The sequence below is a fragment of the Streptomyces sp. Wb2n-11 genome, assembly GCF_001049855.1.
In the GTDB taxonomy this organism is placed as follows: Bacteria; Actinomycetota; Actinomycetes; order Streptomycetales; family Streptomycetaceae; genus Streptomyces; species Streptomyces altiplanensis.
Window position 1 is genome coordinate 5,006,041 of sequence record NZ_CVPB01000001.1, and the last position, 19,334, is coordinate 5,025,374.

Here is a 19,334-nt window from a genome sequence, read left to right on the forward strand (position 1 = left end):
TCTCAGGACCTCATGACCTCAGGTCTTCTTGCGGAACTTCGAGATCGCGAGCGGCGCCGTCACCAGCGTGATGACCACGGCCCAGGCCACCACCATCCACACGTCGCGGGCGACCGGCCCGCCGATGAACAGCCCGCGCGCCGCGTCGGCCAGGCTCGACAGCGGGTTGTAGTCGGTGAAGGCCCGGAGCCAGCCCGGCATGGTCGACGGCGGGGTGAAGATCGAGGACCCGAACTGCAGCGGCATCAGGACGAGCATCGCCATCCCCTGCACGGCCTGCGCCGTCTTCACGGACAGTCCGATCAGAATGAAGATCCACATGAGCGAGGCGCCGAACATGAGCGAGAGCCCGATCGCGCCCAGCACGTGCAGCGGCGACGTCTCGACCGACATGCCCAGCATGAAGCCCACGGTCAGCAGGATCGCGAAGGCGACCATCATCCGGCCGACCTCGACGACGATCTTCGCTATGAGGACGGAGGACCGGGCGATCGGCATCGTGCGGAACCGGTCCATGACCCCCTTCTGGAAGTCCTCGTTGATGCCGGTGCCGACCGCCATGGAGACGTTCAGGCCCATCATCGCCATCAGGCCGGGGACCAGATAGCTGACGTACTCGTCCTGCTTGCCGTTGCCCGCGACCGCACCGCCGAAGACGAAGACGAAGAGCAGGGTGAAGACGATCGGCATCAGCAGCACGTCGAACATCGACTGCGGGTCCTGCTTGATCTGCAGGGCGTTGCGGCGGGCGAGCGCGCCGATGTGCCGGAGATTGGCCCGCAGGCCGATCCGTCCCTCGCCGTCGTGCGTCGCCTTCACGGACGCCGGCGCCGGCGGGGTCACTGTCGCCGCGCTCATGCCGCGACCTCCTCGTGCTTGTTGTTCGCGGGGGACTCGAGCGTGGCGGTCTCGGCCGCCGCTTCGCTCGTCTTCTCGCCCGTGATGGCCAGGAACACCTCGTCCAGGCTGGGCAGATGGGTGCCGATGTGCGCGATGCCGAAACCGCGCGCGCCCAGCAGGCCGACCACCGCGGTCAACTGCTCGTCGCTGAGGATCGGTACGTACAGCAGGCCCTCGTCGGCGTCGACCTGCGAGCCCGCGATGCCGTCGAGCCCCGCCTCGCTCAACGCCCGTGCCATGGCGGTCAGTTGCTCGGGATCGGTCGGCCGGACCTCCAGCGTGCGGCCGCCGACCTTCGCCTTCAGCTCGTCGACCTTGCCGCCCGCGATGACGCGGCCGCGATCGATGACCGTCAGCTCGCTCGCGAGCTGCTCGGCCTCCTCCATGTACTGGGTGGTGAGCAGGACGGTGACCCCCTCGCCCACCATCCGCTTGACCTCGTCCCACACCTCGTTGCGCGTACGGGGGTCGAGTCCGGTCGTCGGCTCGTCCAGGTAGAGCACGGCGGGCTGCCCGATCATCGACGCCGCCAGGTCCAGGCGCCGCCGCATGCCGCCGGAGTACTGCATCACCGGCTTCTTCGCGGCCTCGGTGAGCGAGAACCGCTCCAGCAGCTCGTCCGCGCGCCGCCGCGCGTCCTTGCGGGACAGGTCGAGCAGCCGCCCGATCATGTAGAGGTTCTCCCAGCCGGCGAGCTTCTCGTCGACCGAGGCGTACTGCCCGGTCAGGCCTATCGTGCGGCGAAGCTGCCGGGGCTGCTTCACCACGTCGTACCCGGCCACGACGGCCGTGCCGGCATCCGGCCGGACCAGCGTGGACAGGCATCGTACGAGAGTGGTCTTGCCGGCGCCGTTGGGCCCGAGGACACCGAGCACGGTGCCTTCCCGTACGTCCAGGTCCACGCCGTCCAGCGCCTTGGTCTCGCCGTAGTGCTTGACCAGTCCCCTTACCTGGACGGCGTTGGCCGCGCCGCCCGTGGGGTTCGTGTCGAATCGCGTCATGCCGACCATGAGAGCAGCCGCCACTGACAACGCGCCGACAGAACGCCGACGGCAGGCCGACGGCGGGACGGCAGACGCCGACAGCCCGCCGATGGGGGAAGTCGGCGGGCTGTCCTGGTGCGGGCAGTGGCTAGTGGAAGGTGTGCTCCTCCTGCGGGAACGCCCCGCCGACGACATCGCCGGCGAACGCCTTGGCCGCGTCCCCGAGGGTCTCCCGCAGGTTCGCGTACTGCTTGGTGAAGCGCGGCACCTTGCCGCCCGTCAGGCCCGCCATGTCGGTCCAGACGAGGACCTGCGCGTCCGTGTCGGGCCCCGCGCCGATGCCCACGGTCGGAATGTGCAGCGAGCGCGTCACCTCGGCGGCCAGCTCGGCCGGTACGAGCTCCAGCACGACCGCGAACGCACCCGCGTCCTGCGCCGCCTTCGCGTCCCGCAGCAGCTGGTGCGCGGCCTCGTCGCTGCGGCCCTGGACCCGGTAGCCCATGGTGTTGACGGACTGCGGCGTCAGCCCCAGGTGCGACATGACCGGAATGCCGGCCTTCACCAGCAACTCGGTCTGGGCGTGCGAGCGCTCGCCGCCCTCCAGCTTCACCGCGCCCACGCCGGCGTCCTTGATCAGCCGGGTCGCGTTGCGCAGGGCCTGCACCGGCCCTTCCTGGTACGAGCCGAAGGGCAGGTCGCCGACGACGAGGGCGCGCCTGGTGCCCCGTACGACAGCGGCGGAGAGCAGAGTCATCTCGTCCATCGTGACGGGCACGGTGGTCTCGTAACCGAGGTGGCAGTTGCCCATGGAGTCCCCGACGAGCAGGACCGGGATGCCGGCCTCGTCGAAGACGGAGGCGGTCATCGCGTCGTACGCGGTGAGCATGGGCCACTTCTCGCCGCGCTCCTTGGCGGCGGCGATGTCGTGGACGGTGATGCGGCGAGTGCCCTTGCCGCCGTACAGCGCCTTGCCGCTGTCGGCGGAAGTCTTCTGGGCAGCCTGAAGCGTCATGGCCTACGGCTCCTTCGAAATCTCGAGGCGCCCTGACGGCGTCCCCGGACCACGTCCATGGTGGCATCCCCACCGGCTCCCCGGGAAGTGGGGGCGCGCCGTCGCACGCGCCCACTGGCTGGTTTGTGCGCGTTTCGTCACAGCATTCGCCCGACGCGCCCGGGCCGGAACCCGCCGCGGCGCCCCGTCGTCCTCGTGGCAGTACGGCCGCCGTGTTCGGCGGCGGGGAAAAACACCGGTCATCACCTAGGGTCTGAAGGCGGGAGCGGTGTGCACGGCAAGGCAGTGAGGACAGCGGAATGGCGCAGGCGTACATGACGGACACGGAGAACGGCAGCTCAGGGCCTGAGCGTTCCGGATCCCGGCTCCGGCGCCGCCTCGAAAGCCTGCGTCACGACCGCGGCATCTGGCGGCGCGGCATCCTCCTCGCGCTCTGCGCGCTCCTGATCACGCTGCTGATGGTCTTCCACGCGCAGATCCCCAACGCGATCGGCAACCTCGGCAGCCTCACCGAGACCTTCCTTCCCTGGCTGGGCCTGGGCGTTCCGCTTCTGCTCGCCGCCGCCCTGCTGCGCCGCTCGGCGACCGCGTTCGTCGCCCTGCTGCTGCCTGCCCTGGTCTGGCTCAATCTCTTCGGTGGCCTGCTCACCGACAAGTCGGAGACGGGCGGCAACCTCATGGTCGCCACCCACAATGTCAACGCCGCCAACCCGGACCCCCGGGGGACGGCCCGCGAGCTGGCCGACTCGGGCGCGGACGTGGTGGCGCTGCAGGAGCTCAAGCCGAGTGAGGTGTCGTCGTACGAGAGCGCCCTGTCCGACACGTACGCGTACCACTCGGTGCAGGGCACGGTCGGTCTGTGGAGCAAGTACCCGATGACCGGCACGCAGCCCGTCGACATCAAGATGGGCTGGACCCGCGCCATGCGCTCGACGGTGGCGACGCCGTCGGGCGACGTCGCGGTGTACGTCGCCCACCTGCCGTCGGTACGGGTCAAGGTCAACGCCGGTTTCACGGCCGGGCAGCGCGACGACAGCGCGGACGCGCTGGGCGAGGCCATCGCCCGCGAGCCCGTCGGCAAGGTCGTCCTCCTCGGCGACCTGAACGGCACGATGAACGACCGGGCCCTGAACGCCGTCACCTCGCAGATGCGGTCCACGCAGGGCGCGGCGGGCGACGGCTTCGGCTTCAGCTGGCCGGCGTCGTTCCCGATGGCGCGGATCGACCAGATCATGGTGAAGGGGATCAGGCCGGTGTCGTCGTGGGCCCTGCCGGAGACGAACAGCGACCACCTGCCGATCGCGGCGCGCGTGGAGATCTGACGCGCGGGATCCGACGCCCCGACCTGCGGGATCCGACGCCCCGACGTGCGGGATCCGACGCCCGCACGCCCTGCCGCAATCCCGTGTTCACGTGGCGGAACATTTCACCTGAGAGACTTTGTTCAGTACAGGAACGAAGTCCCTCTTGTGGAAGGTCTCCCCATGCCCCGGCCGCCCAGGCCCGTAGCTCTGCTCGCTCTCGCCGTGAGTGCCTTCGGCATCGGCACCACCGAATTCGTCATGATGGGCCTGCTGCCCAATGTCGCGGACGATCTGGACACCTCGGTGCCCACCGCCGGCTACCTCGTGTCGGCGTACGCGATCGGCGTGGTCATCGGCGCCCCCCTGCTCACCGCCCTCGGCTCGCGCATCCCGCGCAAGCGCATGCTCCTGCTGCTCATGGCCCTCTTCACGGTCGGCAACCTCGCCTCGGCCCTCGCCCCCGGCTTCGGCTGGCTGGTGGCGGGCCGGGTGCTCGCCGGGCTGCCGCACGGGGCGTTCTTCGGGGTCGGCGCGGTGGTCGCGGCGCGGCTGGTCGCGGACGGGCGGCAGGCGCGGGCCGTGGCGACGATGTTCCTGGGCCTGACGGTCGCCAACATCGTCGGCGTACCCGCCGCCACCCTGCTCGGCCAGCACCTGGGATGGCGCGCCACGTTCCTGGTGGTGGCGGTGATCGGCCTGGTCGCGATGGCGGCGCTGGCCCGCCTGGTTCCGTACGTGCCGACGGACACCCGGCAGAGCGTGGGCCGCGAACTGCGCACCCTCGGCAACCGCCAGGTCCTGCTCGGCCTGCTCACCGCCGTCTTCGGCTTCGCGGGCGTCTTCGCGGTCTACTCCTACCTGGCCTCGATGACGACCGAGGTCATGGGCTTCGGCGAGTCCTCCGTGACGCTGGTCCTCGCCCTCTTCGGCATCGGCATGACGCTGGGCGCCCTCGCGGCGGGCCCGCTGACCGACCGCGCCCTGCGCCCCACGCTCTACGGCTCACTGGGCGCCCTCGCGGTCGTCCTGCTGGCGTTCGACTACACCGTGCACGTGCAGTGGGCGGCGCTGGTCACCGTGGTGGTGCTGGGCGCGGTCGGCTTCATGACCACCACACCGCTCCAGATGCTGGTCATGAACAAGGCCAAGGACGCCCCCACCCTGGCCTCGGCCTCCAACCACTCGGCCTTCAACCTCGCCAACGCGGGTGGTGCGTGGCTCGGCGGCATGGCGATCACCGCCGGCTGGGGCTGGATGTCCCCGACGCTGGTCGGTGCGGTGCTGGCGGCGGCGGGTCTCGCGATCGCCGTCACGGCGGGCCTCCTGGACCGCGCCCCGGCGCCGTCCCGCTCGCGGGTGGTGGCCGGGGGCGCGGTGAACCGGGAGCCGGTGCGCGACACGGTGGCCTGACGGGGTCTTCCGCCTGCCCGCCGTCCCTTCCCGGGCCCCAGGGGCTCGCCTCCGGACCCCCGGGCCCCCCGGGGCCCTCCAGGGCCCCGGGGCGGAGCCCCGCGGCACACGCGTCAGACGGGCGACTCGCGCCACCGGTTCGTGATCGGCAGGCGGCGGTCCTTGCCGAAGCCCTTCGGTGAGATCTTCGTGCCCGGCGGGTACTGCCGGCGCTTGTACTCCGCCGCGTCCACCATCCGCAGCGTCTTCGCGACCAGCGCCCGGTCGAAGCCCGCGGCCACGATCGAGTCCAGGCCCTGGTCCTTGTCGACGTACATCTCCAGGATCCGGTCCAGCACGTCGTAGTCCGGCAGCGAGTCGGTGTCGACCTGGCCGGGGCGCAGCTCCGCGCTCGGCGGCTTGGAGATGGAGTTCTCCGGGATCGGCGGGGTCTGGCCCCGCTCCTCGGCCGCCTTGTTCCGCCACCTCGCCAGCGCGAAGATCCACGTCTTGTAGACGTCCTTGACCGGCCCGTACGCGCCGACCGAGTCGCCGTAGAGCGTCGAGTAGCCCACCGCCAGCTCGGACTTGTTGCCCGGCGCGAGCACGATCTGGCCCTCCTGGTTGGAGATGGCCATCAGAGTGGTGCCGCGCAGCCGCGACTGGAGGTTCTCCTCGGCGAGCCCGGTCAGGCCGAGCGAGCCCATGTACGCGTCGAACATCGGCTCGATCGGTACGGTCCGGAAGTTCAGTCCGGTACGGCGGGCCAGTTCGGCCGCGTCGTGCCGGGAGTGCTCCGAGGAGTACCTCGACGGCATGGACACGCCGTACACGTTCCGCGCGCCCAGCGCGTCGCACGCGATCGCGGCCACGAGCGCCGAGTCGATGCCGCCGGACAGCCCGACCAGGACGGAGCCGAAGCCGTTCTTGGCGGCGTACGCGCGCAGGCCCACGACCAGCGCCGAGTACACCTCCTCCTCGTCCTCCAGGCGCTCGGCGTATCCGCCGGTCAGCTCGGGCTCGTAGGCGGGGAGGGGCTCCTCGGAGAGCACGACGTGGTCGATGCGCAGCCCGTCGTCGACCGTCCCGGACGGGGGGACGGGGCTCGCGGCAGGCAGGTCCAGGTCGAGCAGCATGCTGCCCTCCGAGAACTGCGGGGCGCGCGCGACGACCTCGCCGTCCTTGTCGCAGACGATCGAGTCGCCGTCGTAGACCAGCTCGTCCTGGCCGCCCGTCATCGCGACGTACGCCGTCGTGCAGCCCGCCTCCCGGGCACGCTTGCGCACCAGCTCCAGACGGCTGTCGTCCTTGTGGACCTCGTACGGGGAGGCGTTGACGGAGAGCAGCAGACCCGCCCCGGCGGACCGGGTGGCCGGTACGCGGCCGCCGTCCTGCCAGAGGTCCTCGCAGATGGCGAGGGCGACGTCGACGCCGTGCACGCGGACGACGGGCATGGAGTCGCCCGGCACGAAGTACCGGAACTCGTCGAAGACGCCGTAGTTGGGGAGGTGGTGCTTGGCGAAGGACAGCGCGACCTCGCCGCGGTGCAGCACGGCGGCGGCGTCCTGCGGGGAGCCGGCGGGCTGGCCGTAGCGCGGCTGGGCCTTCTCGCAGCGGTCGAGGTAGCCGACGACGACCGGGACCTCCCCGAAGCCCTCTTCGGCGAGGCGCACCGCGAGCGCCCGCACGGCGTCGCGCGACGCCTCGACGAAGGACGACCGCAGGGCGAGGTCCTCCACGGGGTATCCGGTCAGTGCCATCTCGGGAAACGCCACGAGGTGGGCGCCCTGCCCGGCGGCGTGCCGGGTCCAGCGGACGATCGCTTCGGCGTTGCCGGCGAGGTCCCCGACGGTCGAGTCGATCTGGTTCAGAGCGAGGCGTAGTTGAGGCACGCGCCCAGTTTATCGTCTCTCTGACGCGATGTCCTCGGAAAGTCATGCCGGACCCGCTCGGCCGGGTCCGGCCCTACGTGGCGGGGCCGGACCAGAAGGCGTCGTCGTACTTCATCAGGTCGGGGCTGAACGTCACCCGTATCCGGTCGGCCGCGCCGGCGGGCAGCGAGAAGGCGTACTTCCCGACCGCACGCTTGCCGGGAAGGAGCATGCCGGTGAGGACCTTCTGCCGGCCGCTGCCGTCGATCAGCAGCTCCGCATCGGCCCCGTCGGCGTCGCCGACCCTCGGCAGGCCCGTCTTGAGGTCGGTCTTCTCGCTGCCCCCGTTGACCACGGTCACCGTCACCTCGACCGCCTTGTTGCCTTTCGGGTGGCCGAACGCGAACTCGTCCGGCACGAACGGCCGCGGCCCGGAGACCGTGACCTTCAGGCCGTTCTCGTACGTGTACGTCTCGCCGAACGCCAGGTTCCTCGCCTCCTCCGCCGCGGCGGAGGCGGAAGCCTCAGCCTTTGCCGACGCGGCGGCGGAAGCCTCCGCCGCGTCCGCTTCCGCCTCGGCGGTCTCGACGTCCGAGCGGATGCCGTCGGTGAACTCCGCGACCTTCGAGAAGGTGAACACCCCGCCGCCGACGGCGAGCAGCAGTCCCGCCGCGCCGAGGACCAGCCCGGTGAGGGCCATCGCCTTGTTGGTCGCCAGCCCCTTGCGGGCGTGGCCGAGCCCGACGATGCCGAAGACCAGTGCCAGCAGGGCGGGCAGCCAGGAGATCCAGAACAGGAACACGGCCAGGCCGAGGACCGCACCGATCGTGCCGAGTACCAGCGCCGTGATGCCCATGCCGTTGCGGGGCTGCTGCCCCACCGGGGGCGGCGGTGCCGGGAACCCGGCCGGTGGCGGGCCCCACGGGCTCTGGTCGGAGGGCGGGGCGGGCATGGTCATCCGGCGTCCTTCAGGCATGGGCGAACGAAAGTTCGACGACTTCAACAGGACGGACCGCCCGGACGCGGTGGTCCGGGCGGTCCGTGAGGGCGGGCGGCGGGGCGGCCCGGTCAGGGGCGGGGAGCCGCGCCCCGCGCCTTCAGCAGGTCGGCCATCAGCTTGATCTCCGACTCCTGGGCGTCGACCATGCCCTGCGCCAGGGACCGCTCCGTGGTGACCTCGCACCGGTCGGCGCAGCCCTGGGCCATCGCGACGCCGCCCTCGTGGTGGTCGGTCATCAGCTGGAGGTAGAGGATCTCCGCCTGCTTGCCGTCCGCCTCGCGGAGCTCCGCCAGCTCGGCCCTGGTCGCCATGCCGGGCATGAGCGCTCCGTCACGCGCCTCGTGCGCCCCGTGGCTGCCGTGGCCGGAGGAATCCTCCCCGGCCATCCAGGCCATCGGCTCGTCCGGCGAGTGCTTCGGCAGGCCCCACAGATCGAGCCAGCCGAGCATCATGCCCCGCTGGTTGGCCTGGGTGTTGGCGATGTCGTACGCCAGCCTGCGCACCTCTTCGTCCTCGGTGCGGTCGCGCACGATGAACGACATCTCCACCGCCTGCTGGTGGTGCACCGCCATGTCCCGCGCGAAACCCGCGTCCGCCGAGTCCCCGGCGGGCGTCCGGCCCGCGGCGGCGGTGCCGCCGCCTTCGCCGCCGTTCCCGGAGGCGACCGTGACCGCCCCGGCCGCGAAGAGCAGCGCGAGGACCACGGCCGTGACGGCGGCCCAGTACGTACGCGTCATCACTGGCCCATACCGCCCGTGCACGCCGCACCGGGCTCGGGCGTCTGCGGTCCCTGCACGTACTTCGTGAAGAACTGGTCGACCCGCGGGTCCGCCGCGCTGTCCACGGTCACCTGCTTGCCCCACGCGCTGAGCATGAGCGCCCCGGCCTGGTCCTTGACCGGGCTCATCATCGAGTACGAGGTCTTGCCGACCTTCTCGGCGAGCTTCTCGACGTCGGCGTCCGACGCCTTGTCGTTGTACGTCACCCAGACCGCGCCGTGCTCCAGCGAGTGCACCGCGTTGACCTTGGGGATCTCCTTCTTGTAGACGTCCCGGTCGCAGTTCATCCACACCTGGTGGTGGTCACCGCCCACCGGCGGCGTCATCGGGTAGGAGACGTCCTTGGTGACGTGATCGCGGCCCAGCTTCTTGGCCTCCCAGGACTTCTCGCCCTTGACGGGAGCCTTGGCCTGGGCCGTCGCCTTCTCCTTCTTCTCCGACTCCTGGAGGAAGACGTACGAGCCGAATCCGACCAGGCCGGCCACGACGACCGTGCTGATGACGATCGTGATGAGCCGGTTGCGGCGCTCGCGCGACTGCTCGGCGCGGCGCATCTCCTCTATTCGGGCCTTGCGCGACGCGTTGGCGGTCTTGTTGGAAGCCATGATGTATGTCCTTCGCCTGCTGAAGAGGGGGTCGTGGGATGCCGGGGGCCCGGGTGCGGGCGGTCCGGCTACGTCCGCATCACCTGAAGGACATGTCGCCCCGGCGCCCGGGGAAGCGCCCCGGCGCCGCGTACCGGGTCGGTGGCGGCCCGCGGTGCGCAGTGCTGCGGCTCGGCGGTCACCGGCGTCGCCGGCGGCGGCACGGTGAGCACGGCGGGGGACAGGTGCGGGAAGGCGCCGCAGTGCTGGGAGTCGTACGGACAGACGTACGCGTGTCCGTCCCGCGCGGGAGCGGCGACAGCGGCGGCCGTGGAGGCGACGGGAACGGGAAGGGCGGTGCCGGCGACGGCCCCGTGGTGCTCCCGGGGCTCGGAACCCGGCTCGAACCCCCCACCCAGGCAGACGAAGAGCGCGACGAGCAGCGTCGCCACAGCGCTCAGCAGCGCTATGGGACGTGTGGTGCGTCTGGTACGCCCGGTGCGGGATTGCCGCAGTCCCCCCATGGGCGCAGATCGTAGTGCGCGAAGGCCCCTCCCATGCCATGCGGGCTGCATCCAGTGGGGCGGATGTTTTGTGTCCCGGCGATCGGCAACCCGTCTTCCATGGTGCAAATCGGATACACGATGATGACCGAGCAGGCCGGGCCCCGCGATCTGGTCGACCACGTGGTCGCCGCGGAGCGCGCCGGCTTCGACTTCTCCGTCACCTCGGACCACTACTTCCCGTGGCTGGACGAACAGGGCCACGCACCGTACGCCTGGAGCGTGCTCGGCGCGGCGGCCCAGGCCACCTCACGCATTCCGCTGATGACGTACGTGACCTGCCCGACGGTCCGCTACCACCCCGCCGTCGTCGCCCAGAAGGCCGCGACCGTGCAGCTGCTCTCGGAGGGCCGGTTCCGGCTCGGCCTCGGGTCGGGCGAGAACCTCAACGAGCACGTCGTCGGCGCGGGCTGGCCCGCCGCCCACGTCCGCCTGGAGATGCTGGAGGAGGCCGTGGAGATCATCCGCGCCCTGTTCGCCGGCGGCGACGTGAGCCACCACGGCACGCACTACGACGTCGAGAACGCCCGGCTCTGGGACCTGCCCGAGCAGCTCCCCCCGATCGGCATCGCGGTCTCCGGCCCCCGGTCCTGCGAGCTCGCCGGCCGGCTCGGCGACCTGGTCGTCGCCACCGAGCCCAAGAGGGAACTCCTGGAGGCGTTCGACCGCCACGGCGGCAGCGGAAAGCCCCGGGTCGGCCAGGTCCCGGTCTGCTTCGACACCGACCGGGACGCGGCGCTCAAGCGGGCGCACGAGCAGTTCCGCTGGTCCGTCGGCGGCTGGAAGGTCAACTCCGAGCTGCCGGGTCCCGCCGGATTCGGCCAGGCCACCCGGTTCGTACGACCCGAGGACGTCGCGCAGTCCATCGCGTGCGGCTCGGACGTCGAGACGTTCGTCGAGGCGGTACGGCCGTACGCCGAAGCGGGCTTCACCGAGATCGCCCTGGTCCAGGTCGGCGGCGACCACCAGCGGCCCTTCATCGAATGGGCGGAGAAGGAACTGCTGCCCGCCCTGCGCGAACTCTGAGAACCGGCGGCGGGGCGGGCGGCGGAAGGCGGCCGGCGCGGACGGAGGGCGGTCAGCGCGGAGCACCCGTGTGGGCCAGCGTGAAGGAGTGCCCCGCCGGATCGGAGTACACGCGTTCGTCGCGCGGGCCGCTGTTGTTCTTCGTGTCCACGGGCCGGGCACCGAGGCTCACGGCCTCGCGCTCCGCCTCGTCCATGTCGCCCCGCCCCACCAGGATCCGCAGGTGCGCCTGCTGCGAGTCCTCCGGACGCGGCCAGCTGGGCGGGGCGTAGCCGTGGTCCCTGCGGATCGCCAGCTCTACGCCCCGGTGGCCCACGATCTCCACGAAGTCCGGGTTGGTCCCGACCCTGGCTTCCGCGCCCAGCAGGGCGGCGTAGAACTCCGCCAGCTCCTCGGGCTTCGCGCAGTCCAGGACGAGAACGCTCTGTTTCGCGACTGTCATCTGCTCTCCCCACTCGACGCAGGCGGCCGGACGGCCGTTCACCCGCCTACCGTCTACCCGCGGGATGCGGCGGCACACGGACCGTCACGGCCTCCGGATCCGGGCCGGACGCATCGCCGCCGCGCAAGCGGGTACCCGCGCCGCAGCCATCCGGGCGCCGACCTGCGGTACCGCCGGACCGCGGACCCGCCGGTCCGCGGTCTCCGGTCGCGTACGCGATCCCGCCGGGTGAGCCTGGGGATCGGCGACGACGAGAGAAAGAGGCCTCACCGTGAACAGCACGGAACACACCGGAACGCAGGTCCTGGTCGAAGTCACCGGGAGCTCCAAGGAGGACGCCAACGCCGTTTTCGGCGCCCTGTGCACCGCCTTCACCTCCGACCGCCCGTCCGACGACGCACCGCGGGACGACACGGGCGGACGTCCGATGGTGTGGAGCGCCACCTACGACGTGTCCGCCGTGCGGGAGCAGGCCGCTCCCGCACGGCTGACGGAGTCCGTCTCCGTCACCCTCCAGGGCGGCTACCGGGCGGTGGACCAGCTGCGCGAGCAGCTCGAATCGGCGTTTTCCGTGTCCGAGGAGGGCTCCGCCTCCGGCGACCAGGAGAAGGAGCTTCAGCTGCGTCTGGAGAGCGGGCCCGGGACGGCACCATGAGCGATGCGGGGCCCCGGGGGCTCCGGCGGGGCCGTAACGAGACGGAGGAGGAGCGGGCGGACCGTCTGTGGGCCGAGCTGCTCCAGGAGCTGCGGGTCGCGCAGACCGGCGTGCAGATCCTGTTCGCCTTCCTGCTGACCGTCGTCTTCCAGCCGCGGTTCGCCGACCTGTCGACGACCGACCGGAACATCTACGTCGTCACGGTCGTGGTCGGAGCGGCGACGGTGGGGTCGCTGGTCGGCCCGGTCTCCTTCCACCGCCTGGTCACCGGCCGCCGGCTCAAGCCACAGACGGTGATGTGGGCGTCCAGACTGACCCTTCTCGGGCTGGTGCTGCTGCTGGGCACGATGGCGCTGGCGCTGCTGCTGATCCTTCGGCTGGCGCTGGACAGCTCGCTCGCCCTGTGGCTGGTCGGCGGGCTGGTGGCCTGGTTCGTGCTGTGCTGGTTCGTACTGCCCGTCTGGGCCCGGCATGCCGGTGCGGGCAAGAACTGACCGAAGTCGCTCCTTGCCCGCACCGGCCCTGCCCGTACTGCGCGCGCTGCCGCGCGTGTCGCTCAGGAAGCGCAGCCCTGATTACGCGGCGCTGCCCCGGCTGCCGCTGCCGCTGCTCCCGCTGCCGTAGGCGCGGCGGCGCGACTGCGCCGGAGCGCTGCGCCGCCCGCGCTGCGAGGACGCGCTGCGCCTGGGGCGCTCGCTGACCGGCGAGGAGATCGTGACGGGGATGCCGGAGGGTGCCTGCGCGCCGGTGATCCGGGTCAGCTCGGCGTCGCCGGAGCGGACCTGGGCGGTGTGCGGGGTGATGCCGGCGGCCTGCATCAGCCGGGTCATCTCGCGGCGCTGGTTGGGCTGCACCAGGGTGACGACGCTGCCGGACTCGCCGGCGCGGGCGGTACGGCCGCCGCGGTGCAGGTAGTCCTTGTGGTCGGTCGGCGGGTCGACGTTGACGACCAGGTCGAGGTTGTCGACGTGGATGCCGCGTGCCGCCACATTGGTGGCGACCAGCACCGTCACGTGCCCGCTCTTGAACTGGTCGAGCGTGCGGGTGCGCTGCGGCTGCGACTTCCCGCCGTGCAGCGCGGCCGCCCGCACCCCGCTGGCCAGCAGGTCCCGGGTCAGCCGGTCCACGGCGTGCTTGGTGTCCAGGAACATGATCACCTTGCCGTCGCGGGCCGCGATCTCGGTGGCCGTGGCCTGCTTGTCGGCCGGGTGGACGTGCAGCAGGTGGTGCTCCATCGTCGTGACCGCGCCCTGTGCGGCGTCGACCGAGTGGACCACCGGGTCGGTCAGGTAGGTGCGGACCAGCTTGTCGACATTGCGGTCCAGCGTGGCCGAGAACAGCATCGTCTGGCCCCCGGGGGCGACCTGCTGGAGCAGCTCGGTGACCTGGGGCATGAAGCCCATGTCGGTCATCTGGTCGGCCTCGTCCAGCACCGTGATCTTCACCTGGTCCAGGCGGCAGTCACGGCGCTCGATCAGGTCCTTGAGCCGGCCCGGGGTGGCCACGACGACCTCGGCCCCGGTGCGCAGCGCGCCGGCCTGGCGGCCGATGGACATGCCGCCGACCACCGTGGCGATCCGCAGCCGTACGGCGCGCGCGTAGGGGGTGAGCGCCTCGGTGACCTGCTGGGCCAGCTCGCGGGTGGGCACCAGCACCAGCGCCAGCGGCTGACGCGACTCGGCGCGCTGTCCGGCCGTGCGGGCCAGCAGCGCCAGCCCGAAGGCCAGGGTCTTGCCCGAGCCGGTACGCCCGCGGCCCAGGACGTCGCGTCCGGTCAGCGAGTTCGGCAGCGTGGCGGCCTGGATCGGGAACGGCACCGATACGCCCTCGGCGGCGAGCGCCGCCAGCAGGGGCGCGGGCATGCCCAGCTCACCGAAGGCCTCGACCGCGGGCAGGGCCGGCGTGGTGCTGACCGGCAGGGCGAACTCACCCTGCGGCGCGGAGGACCGGCGCTGGGCGGGCCGGCGGGAAGAGCCGGAAGACCCGGAGGGGCGGCCCGGCCCCGCCGGGCGGAAGCGCTCGCCGCGGTCGCTGGTGCGGCCGGCGAAGTTGCCGCCGGCGCGGGTACGGGAGAATCGATCACGGTCGTTCGAGCGTGCTGCGCGGTTCATCTGAACCTTTCCTCGATGGGCACGTTTCGAGGAATTCCGGGCAGCAGTGACTGCCGCAAGGAATCGCAAGAACGAGCCGGTAAATAAGAAGCCGAAATGAAGTCGGCCCGGAAAGGTTTGAATACCTTTCGGCCGGGCGCTTCGAAGTGGCTGGAATCCGTACGGAGAAAGCACGGACGGGGGCGGGGCCGACGGGAATCGTGGCCGACCGCTCATGAGTCGGTGGCGCTGTACGGCGACCGAGTCGGGGCAACGATTCGAAGCAACGAGACGGGGCCCGCACCCTCAGGTGCGGGCCCCGACCGTGTGTACGCGTCAGCGTCAGGCGGGAACGATGTTCTCGGCCTGCGGGCCCTTCTGGCCCTGCGTGACGTCGAAGGTCACCTTCTGGCCTTCCTGGAGCTCACGGAAGCCCTGGGTGGCGATGTTGGAGTAGTGGGCGAAGACGTCGGCGCCGCCGCCCTCCTGCTCGATGAAGCCGAAGCCCTTTTCTGCGTTGAACCACTTCACGGTGCCGGAAGCCATGTCATTCTCCTTTGGAGCAGTGCCGGAGGCCGCCCTGTGCGGACTCCGAGTCGCGTTGCCGCGATGATTGCCCCGTCCGGAAACAAAGCACCGGAAATACGAAAGTGCGCCCGCGGCATGGAGCCGTAGGAGCACTTGAAGTTTTGGGAACCACAACTGCAACTTGAGATCCACACTAGCACGGCGTCGCGGACGTGCCAGGGGTCTTTCGTCACATCCGCTGCGCCGCCATAAACTCTCCATGCGGACCGCTTTAAATTCTGCAGCTGCCGCACTAGATATTCTGCTCCTGCTGTTCGGAACGGCCTGGCTCACGCAGTTGTTCGTTCATGCGCAGGGCGTCTTCCAGCTGGTCCTCGAGGATGACGATCCGGCAGGCCGCGTCGATGGGGGTGCCGTGGTCGACCAGTTCCCGGGCGCGGGCGGCGACGCGCAGCTGGTAGCGGGAGTAGCGGCGGTGGCCGCCCTCGGAGCGCAGCGGGGTGATCAGCCGTGCTTCGCCGACGGCCCGCAGGAACGCGGGGGTGGTGCCGATCATCTCGGCGGCCCGGCCCATGGTGTAGGCGGGGAAGTCGTCGTCGTCGAAACGGTCGGCCTTGGTGTTCTGGTGGGTCTCAGCGGTCACTTGCACCATCTTCTGTAGCGCTCGGAGCGGAACACTACGAGTGTGGCATGTCTGCTCCGGCCGTGACAGATATCCCGTCGCCGATGTGCCGGCGTGGACCCGCCCCGGCGTGCCGCGGACACTGTGGGGAAAGCGGTACAGGGGTGGTGCCGGGCCGCAGCCTGCTGTACACCCGTACGACGCCGGATGTCGGTCCGAGGGGCCGCAACGTGTTGGAAACCGTGTGGTGGGATGCTCAGGTGCCCCGACGTGCGCCCGAGGCGTGGGAGCAGGCGGCTTGACCGGCAAGGATGGGTAGGAAGACCAGATGGATAAGCAGCAGGAATTCGTGCTCCGTACGCTCGAGGAACGCGACATCCGGTTCGTGCGCCTGTGGTTCACCGACGTACTCGGCTTCCTGAAGTCGGTCGCGGTGGCCCCGGCCGAACTTGAACAGGCCTTCGACGAGGGCATCGGTTTCGACGGCTCCGCGATCGAGGGCTTCGCCCGCGTGTACGAGTCCGACATGATCGCCAAGCCGGATCCGGGCACCTTCCAGATCCTCCCGTGGCGGGCCGAGGCCCCCGGCACGGCCCGGATGTTCTGCGACATCCTGATGCCGGACGGCTCGCCGTCCTTCGCGGACCCGCGCTATGTGCTGAAGCGGATCCTCGCCAAGACCTCGGACCTCGGCTTCACCTTCTACACCCACCCCGAGATCGAGTTCTTCCTGCTGAAGAACAAGCCCCTGGACGGTACCCGGCCCACGCCCGCCGACAACTCGGGCTATTTCGACCACACCCCGCAGAACGTCGGCATGGACTTCCGCCGCCAGGCGATCACCATGCTGGAGTCCATGGGCATCTCGGTCGAGTTCAGCCACCACGAGGGCGCCCCGGGTCAGCAGGAGATCGACCTCCGTTACGCCGACGCGCTGTCGACCGCCGACAACATCATGACGTTCCGGCTGGTCATGAAGCAGGTGGCGCTGGAGCAGGGCGTGCAGGCCACCTTCATGCCGAAGCCGTTCAGCGAATACCCGGGCTCGGGCATGCACACCCACCTCTCCCTCTTCGAGGGCGACCGCAACGCGTTCTACGAGTCGGGCTCGGAGTACCAGCTCTCCAAGGTCGGCCGCTCCTTCATCGCGGGCCTGCTCAAGCACGCCGCGGAGATCTCCGCCGTCACCAACCAGTGGGTCAACTCCTACAAGCGCATCTGGGGCGGCTCCACCCGCACGGCCGGCTCGGGCGGCGAGGCCCCGTCGTACATCTGCTGGGGCCACAACAACCGCTCCGCGCTGATCCGCGTCCCCATGTACAAGCCGGGCAAGACCGGCTCGGCGCGCGTCGAGGTCCGCTCGATCGACTCCGGCGCCAACCCGTACCTGACGTACGCCGTCCTGCTCGCCGCCGGGCTCAAGGGCATCGAGGAGGGCTACGAACTCCCGCCGGGCGCCGACGACGACGTCTGGGCGCTGTCCGACGCCGAGCGCCGCGCGATGGGCATCGAGCCGCTGCCGCAGAACCTCGGCGAGGCCATCGCCCTGATGGAGCGCAGCGAACTGGTCGCCGAGACGCTGGGCGAGCACGTCTTCGATTTCTTCCTGCGCAACAAGAAGCAGGAGTGGGAGGAGTACCGCTCCGAGGTCACCGCCTTCGAGCTGCGGAAGAACCTGCCGGTGCTGTAAGCGCAGGTCAGCGGGCACTTTCCGCCTGAGCGACGCTCCGGGCCGGCACCGCGATGGTGCTGGCCCGGAGGCGTCTCATTCACTCTGGGCCGTCTCTGGGCCGTCCGGCGTGGATTCGGCGGCCTCGTACATGCTGTCTACCGCCTTGCGGGTCCGGCCCTCGCTGCTGGGCATCAGGTGCGTGTACGTCCGGAGCGTGAAGCCGGGATCGCTGTGACCGAGGTAGGCGCTCAGAGCCTTGATGTTCTCCCCGGCGTCCAGGAGGACCGACGCGTAGAAGTGCCGCAGGGCATGCATCCCGTGCTCGCGCGCTGCCGCGTGCCTTTCCCCGGCCTTTGGCTCTGAGATCACCCCAGCAGCCACGAGCGCAGGCTTCCAGATCCGGGTGTTGAAGTCGGTGCGACGGACCGCGCTGCCACCCGTGAGGCTGAACAGCAGTCGTTTGGTGACGGGGGAGCCGTCCGGGCGGAGCCACGGGAGCGTCACAGGTACCGGCGGGAAATCCTTCCGGTGCTGCCTGAGCACGCGAGCGACGCTCGCGGGCAGCGGTACGTCGCGCTCTTTGCCCCGCTTCGGCGGTGCGAACACGAGGTGCCCGTTGACGACCTTGACCTGATAGGCGACGTGCAGCCACCCGGTCTCGTAGTTCACCTCGTCCTCCGGTAGCCCGAAGATCTCCCCTTGCCTGAGGCCGCAACCGCCCCCAAGGTCGGTCATCGCTTGGTAGCGCTTGGGGAGCGCCGCCCGTACCGCGAAGACGCGCTCCGCAGGCCACGGACGTACGCGAGGCGCAGCCCGCTCCGGCGCTCGGACCGAACGGGCCTTGCACGGATTCTTGGCGAGCAGGGTGTCGTCTACGGCAGCACTCAGGACAGACGACACGCTCGCGAAAATGACACGGCGGTAGGACGACGCGGGGATTGCGCGCTCCAGCTCGCTCAGCCACTCCCTGATGTGCGTGGGCTGGAAGGAGTCCAGCGGGCGCGAGCCCATGTACGGGAAGGCGTGAAGCCTGAGCTGTACTGCCACCGGAACGCGTGTCGTCATGTCGGTGGTCTGCGAGGCGATCCACTTCTCTCCGTACTGCCGGAAGGTGGTGCGGCCGGCGGTCGGGTCGATGTAGGCGCCGCGTGACATGTCGGCCTCTATGTGAGAGAGCCATTGTTCGGCGAGGCGCTTCTGCCGGTCAGGGAAGGACTTGCTCTTCTCGGTGCCGTCGGGACCGATGTACCGGGCGCGGTAGCGCATGCCGGTGCCGTGTCGGTCGGTCTTCACACGCCGAGTCCTGCCGTCGGTTCCTGGTTCGGTCTTGTACCAGCGGTCTTGGATGTGGCCGGCCAACGCGGCCTCCTTGGTCATAGGGCGGGTGTGGTGCCATGCCGAGCAGCGGGGGCCTGACAGGCCCCCGCTGCTCGCGTGACTCGTTCAAGCTGCTTCTTTGTCGAGCGAGTTGACCCACGCGCGGACGGCTTCGGGGTCGTAGCGCAGGTGCTTCCCGACGCGGAATCCGGGCGGGCCGGTGCGCTTCTTGCGCCAGGCGTAGACGGTCTCGACGCTCGGGAGGCTGAACATTTCCGCGAGGTCTTCAGGGGTGAGGTACCGATCCGGAAGCCCGGATCGCAGCGTTGCGCGTGAGTCTTGGGGCGTGGCCACGGCTTCTCCTGTCGATGGCGGAGCGCCACAGAAACCACGAAATACACAGAAAGCCGGGGCAGGTGCTCTGACCTGGGGAAACGTCGACCCCGGGGGTAGGGCGGGCTGCCACAGAAATCGCGGGAAGTTCCACAGAAATAAGCGGCCCGGAGTGGGCTCGTATTTGTGTGGGACTTCTGCGGGTTTCTGTGGCAGCCCGCCCCCAGGCCGCCCCTGACAGTGTTTGTGCAGGTCAGGGGGTGG

The 19,334-nt window shown here is 70.4% G+C and carries 20 protein-coding genes; 6 read left to right on the forward strand and 14 right to left on the reverse strand.

Translation table 11 applies throughout. From position 1 onward, the window contains the following. Nucleotides 1–18 precede the first annotated feature (18 nt). The 3 genes from BN1555_RS22785 to panB all read right to left on the reverse strand — a co-directional run bounded on the left by BN1555_RS22785 (nt 19) and on the right by panB (nt 2,895). Nucleotides 19–858: an ABC transporter permease gene (locus BN1555_RS22785; protein ID WP_093801109.1), complete on the reverse strand. Its 840-nt coding sequence runs from the start codon at nt 856–858 to the stop codon at nt 19–21. Beyond that, a complete protein-coding gene (locus BN1555_RS22790; protein ID WP_093801110.1) occupies nt 855–1,910 on the reverse strand; it encodes an ATP-binding cassette domain-containing protein in 1,056 nt (351 codons plus the stop codon). Before BN1555_RS22790 ends, BN1555_RS22785 begins: the two co-directional genes overlap by 4 nt. A gap of 121 nt (nt 1,911–2,031) precedes the next feature. Continuing rightward, nucleotides 2,032–2,895: a 3-methyl-2-oxobutanoate hydroxymethyltransferase gene (gene panB, locus BN1555_RS22795; protein WP_093801111.1), complete on the reverse strand. Its 864-nt coding sequence runs from the start codon at nt 2,893–2,895 to the stop codon at nt 2,032–2,034. A gap of 299 nt (nt 2,896–3,194) precedes the next feature. On the opposite strand from panB, the gene BN1555_RS22800 reads away from it, so the two are divergent. After that, on the forward strand, nt 3,195–4,217 hold the full coding sequence (locus BN1555_RS22800; protein WP_093801112.1) for an endonuclease/exonuclease/phosphatase family protein: 1,023 nt from the start codon (nt 3,195–3,197) through the stop codon (nt 4,215–4,217). Between the two features lie 162 nt (nt 4,218–4,379). After that, a complete protein-coding gene (locus tag BN1555_RS22805) occupies nt 4,380–5,609 on the forward strand; it encodes an MFS transporter (protein WP_093801113.1) in 1,230 nt (409 codons plus the stop codon). Nucleotides 5,610–5,722: 113 nt separating this feature from the next. On the opposite strand, the gene BN1555_RS22810 is transcribed toward BN1555_RS22805, so the two are convergent. From BN1555_RS22810 to BN1555_RS22830, 5 genes are all read right to left on the reverse strand, one after another. After that, nucleotides 5,723–7,480, reverse strand: coding sequence for an NAD+ synthase (locus BN1555_RS22810; protein ID WP_093801114.1), 1,758 nt, complete (start codon nt 7,478–7,480; stop codon nt 5,723–5,725). A gap of 73 nt (nt 7,481–7,553) precedes the next feature. Next, nucleotides 7,554–8,417 (reverse strand): DUF4190 domain-containing protein, encoded by an 864-nt coding sequence (locus BN1555_RS22815; protein ID WP_255306131.1) that lies wholly within the window; start codon nt 8,415–8,417, stop codon nt 7,554–7,556. Nucleotides 8,418–8,527: 110 nt separating this feature from the next. Then, nucleotides 8,528–9,196 carry a DUF305 domain-containing protein gene (locus BN1555_RS22820; RefSeq protein ID WP_093801116.1) on the reverse strand — a complete coding sequence of 223 codons (669 nt, stop codon included), beginning with the start codon at nt 9,194–9,196 and terminating at the stop codon, nt 8,528–8,530. After that, nucleotides 9,196–9,843, reverse strand: coding sequence for a DUF3105 domain-containing protein (locus BN1555_RS22825; protein ID WP_093801117.1), 648 nt, complete (start codon nt 9,841–9,843; stop codon nt 9,196–9,198). Before BN1555_RS22825 ends, BN1555_RS22820 begins: the two co-directional genes overlap by 1 nt. Before the next feature lie 68 nt (nt 9,844–9,911). After that, entirely contained in the window at nt 9,912–10,346 is a 435-nt protein-coding gene (locus BN1555_RS22830) for a hypothetical protein (protein ID WP_093801118.1), read from the reverse strand. A 99-nt stretch (nt 10,347–10,445) separates the two neighbouring features. Between BN1555_RS22830 and BN1555_RS22835 the strand changes: the two genes are divergently transcribed. Then, entirely contained in the window at nt 10,446–11,411 is a 966-nt protein-coding gene (locus BN1555_RS22835; protein WP_093801119.1) for an LLM class F420-dependent oxidoreductase, read from the forward strand. A 52-nt stretch (nt 11,412–11,463) separates the two neighbouring features. Here the strand turns inward: BN1555_RS22835 and BN1555_RS22840 are convergent, their stop codons facing one another. Beyond that, nucleotides 11,464–11,853: a VOC family protein gene (locus BN1555_RS22840; RefSeq protein ID WP_093803572.1), complete on the reverse strand. Its 390-nt coding sequence runs from the start codon at nt 11,851–11,853 to the stop codon at nt 11,464–11,466. A gap of 271 nt (nt 11,854–12,124) precedes the next feature. Between BN1555_RS22840 and BN1555_RS22845 the strand changes: the two genes are divergently transcribed. Both BN1555_RS22845 and BN1555_RS22850 read left to right on the forward strand, forming a co-directional pair. After that, complete coding sequence (locus BN1555_RS22845; protein ID WP_093801120.1) at nt 12,125–12,508, forward strand: hypothetical protein; 384 nt, start codon at nt 12,125–12,127, stop codon at nt 12,506–12,508. Continuing rightward, the gene (locus BN1555_RS22850) at nt 12,505–13,002 is read left to right on the forward strand and encodes a DUF6328 family protein (protein WP_093801121.1); all 498 of its coding nucleotides are present in this window, start codon (nt 12,505–12,507) and stop codon (nt 13,000–13,002) included. Before BN1555_RS22845 ends, BN1555_RS22850 begins: the two co-directional genes overlap by 4 nt. A gap of 81 nt (nt 13,003–13,083) precedes the next feature. Here the strand turns inward: BN1555_RS22850 and BN1555_RS22855 are convergent, their stop codons facing one another. The 3 genes from BN1555_RS22855 to BN1555_RS22865 form a co-directional block, all read right to left on the reverse strand. After that, the gene (locus BN1555_RS22855; protein ID WP_093801122.1) at nt 13,084–14,619 is read right to left on the reverse strand and encodes a DEAD/DEAH box helicase; all 1,536 of its coding nucleotides are present in this window, start codon (nt 14,617–14,619) and stop codon (nt 13,084–13,086) included. A gap of 321 nt (nt 14,620–14,940) precedes the next feature. Continuing rightward, nucleotides 14,941–15,144 (reverse strand): cold-shock protein, encoded by a 204-nt coding sequence (locus BN1555_RS22860; RefSeq protein ID WP_028811307.1) that lies wholly within the window; start codon nt 15,142–15,144, stop codon nt 14,941–14,943. A gap of 274 nt (nt 15,145–15,418) precedes the next feature. Beyond that, nucleotides 15,419–15,778: a MerR family transcriptional regulator gene (locus BN1555_RS22865; protein ID WP_093801123.1), complete on the reverse strand. Its 360-nt coding sequence runs from the start codon at nt 15,776–15,778 to the stop codon at nt 15,419–15,421. Nucleotides 15,779–16,076: 298 nt separating this feature from the next. Between BN1555_RS22865 and BN1555_RS22870 the strand changes: the two genes are divergently transcribed. Then, nucleotides 16,077–17,438 (forward strand): glutamine synthetase family protein, encoded by a 1,362-nt coding sequence (locus BN1555_RS22870; RefSeq protein WP_093801124.1) that lies wholly within the window; start codon nt 16,077–16,079, stop codon nt 17,436–17,438. A gap of 75 nt (nt 17,439–17,513) precedes the next feature. Here BN1555_RS22870 and BN1555_RS22875 read toward each other — a convergent pair whose 3' ends face one another. Both BN1555_RS22875 and BN1555_RS22880 read right to left on the reverse strand, forming a co-directional pair. Continuing rightward, a complete protein-coding gene (locus tag BN1555_RS22875) occupies nt 17,514–18,779 on the reverse strand; it encodes a tyrosine-type recombinase/integrase (RefSeq protein ID WP_093801125.1) in 1,266 nt (421 codons plus the stop codon). Nucleotides 18,780–18,863: 84 nt separating this feature from the next. Beyond that, on the reverse strand, nt 18,864–19,091 hold the full coding sequence (locus BN1555_RS22880; RefSeq protein ID WP_093801126.1) for a helix-turn-helix transcriptional regulator: 228 nt from the start codon (nt 19,089–19,091) through the stop codon (nt 18,864–18,866). Nucleotides 19,092–19,334 lie beyond the last annotated feature (243 nt).